Below are 2031 nucleotides of genomic sequence, written 5' to 3' on the forward strand. Positions count from 1 at the left end.
GCTCCAGGTCGGCCCGGACCGCCGGGTACTCCTCGTCGAAGAAGCGGGTCACCTCGTCGGCGGAGAGGGTGTCCAGCTCCTCCAGGTCCTCCCACGGGATGTGGGTCGCCCAGTTCCGCATCATGTCCGACACCTCGCGGGCGGCGGCGGCGACCGCCTTGGCCGCGGCGAGCGGGTCGGTCCCCGCCGCGTCGGCCGCGTCGATGAGCGCGGCGACGACCTGGCCGTCCTCGCGCTCGTGCGCCACGGTGCCGGTCATCGGGTCGCCTCCGCTTCCACCCGCAGGAACGGGTTGCGCTGGTGCTCGCGGTAGGTCGCCTCGAAGTCGTCGAACGCGCTGAGGTCGCGCGAGGACTCCTTGGCCGTGTCGTTGAGCAGGAACACGTTGGACGGGTCGAAGAACTCCGAGACCGGCGCCACGTCGACGTGGGTGGCGATGAACCGGTCGATCTCGGCCTGGTTGCCGCGCAGGATCGCGAACAGCTGAAGCTCGTCGTGCCGCAGCGGCTTCATCTCCGCGAGCGTGCACACGTAGTCGTAGTAGGCCGCGGCGGTCTGGCTGCGCCGCTTGGCCGCGTACCCGGCCATGGCGGTGTCCCGGTCGGTCTCGCCGCCGAGCCACCGGCCGACCGCGTCCGCGGCCAGTTCCGCGTCACGCAGGGCGTGGGTGATCCCGAGCGCCGTGCACTGGTCCTTGAACGACTCGGCGTCGCCCACCAGCAGCCAGCCGGGCCCGTGCAACTGCCTCAGGTACGCCGCCTGGTCGAGCGTCCCGTAGAAGCGCTCCTCCCGCCGCGCCCGCGCCACGGTGTCCGCCGCCTCTTCGCTGATCAGCCCGAGGGCGCGGTGGAAGTTGCCCTCGACGTCGGCCCGGAATTGCGCGGCCCACTCGCTCGGCCCCCACGTGAGCACCATGGTCTGCCCGTGGTTGGTCGAGGCCATCGCCATCCCGAGCCTGCCCCGCCGGTGGATCTGCGCCTCGGCGTCGGGGATTCCGCTGAAATAGCTCCAGTAGGCGAAGGTGCACCGAGGTCGCTCGTCGAACTTCTCGATCCCGAGAGCGCGGGCGACGAAGGAGTTGCGCCCGTCGGCCCCGATCACCACCTGCGCGTGCTCGACCGTGCCATCCCGTCCCTTGATGCCGATGACGGTCCCGTCCTCGTCCCGCAGGAGCTCTTGGACGGTGTACCCCTCGCGGAACTCGACACCGGCGCGCACCGCGTTGTCGACCAGGATCTTGTCCAGCACGTGCCGGCGAACCGAGAAGTTCTCGGTGGTGATCCCGCTGTCGTCGTCGTGCAGCAACCGGAACTGGTTGCGCAGCAACTCCTCCGGAACGCTGCCGCGCAGGGCGATCCCCTCGTTGACCATCGTGACCCCGGTGTGGGCCGGTGTCACGGCCCGCACCTGGTCCAACACCCCCAACCGGTTCAGGTAGGAAGCACCGTGCGGCCAGACGAAATGCGTGGACAGCACATCACTGGGAAACCGCGACCGGTCGACGACCAGCACCCGGAGCCCACGCCGGGCCAAGTGCGCCCCGACCGATGCCCCGGCACACCGGCCACCTATCACAATGGCGTTGTACATCCGGACATCCCAACAGCATTCGCATACCGTGTACAGAGCCGAATGGTCGAGCACCTCCCGTTTCCGTGAAACGGGCCATTCGCTTCGGAAATCGGCGCAAATCGGGTGCCTGAATCGGGTGGGAGCGCTGCGGAACCGATTCGATTAATAGGATGACCCGACTCCTGGCGCCGAGCGCGGTTTCCGCCCTGGGCCGATCGGGTGTTGTCGATCCGAGGGCGAAACGTTCGGCACCGCGCGGGACGGGTCGGTGGGAAGGTGGGGGATCGGAGGCGGTGGGCCGTGGTGGCTGGAGGCGAGCGCATGAAACCCGATCCGGTGTCGGAGGTCGACCGACGGTCGCAGCGGCCCCAGCGGCTCGCGGAGCACCTCGCGGAGGCGAGGGCGGGCGACCTGAGGGCGTTGGACCAGGTGGTCGTGGAGCTGAACCCGCTGCTCTGG

General features: G+C 69.4%; 1 protein-coding gene and 1 pseudogene. Both read right to left on the reverse strand.

Annotated elements, in window-relative coordinates; all coding sequences use genetic code 11:
• Positions 1-259: pseudogene (locus AB0G02_RS37025) on the reverse strand (pyridoxal phosphate-dependent aminotransferase family protein); the annotation flags it as partial.
• Positions 256-1590: an NAD(P)/FAD-dependent oxidoreductase gene (locus AB0G02_RS37030; protein WP_360804212.1), complete on the reverse strand. Its 1335-nt coding sequence runs from the start codon at positions 1588-1590 to the stop codon at positions 256-258. The gene AB0G02_RS37030 and the pseudogene AB0G02_RS37025, both read right to left, overlap by 4 nt.
• Between the last annotated feature and the right edge of the window lie 441 nt (positions 1591-2031).

This window comes from Actinosynnema sp. NPDC023658, from assembly GCF_040639995.1.
Classification (GTDB): domain Bacteria; phylum Actinomycetota; class Actinomycetes; order Mycobacteriales; family Pseudonocardiaceae; genus Actinosynnema.

Excerpts from the sequence above, each read along its gene's own strand:
- AB0G02_RS37030 (WP_360804212.1), bottom strand. The coding sequence starts at position 1,590 with ATGTACAACGCCATTGTGATAGGTGGCCGGTGTGCCGGGGCATCGGTC.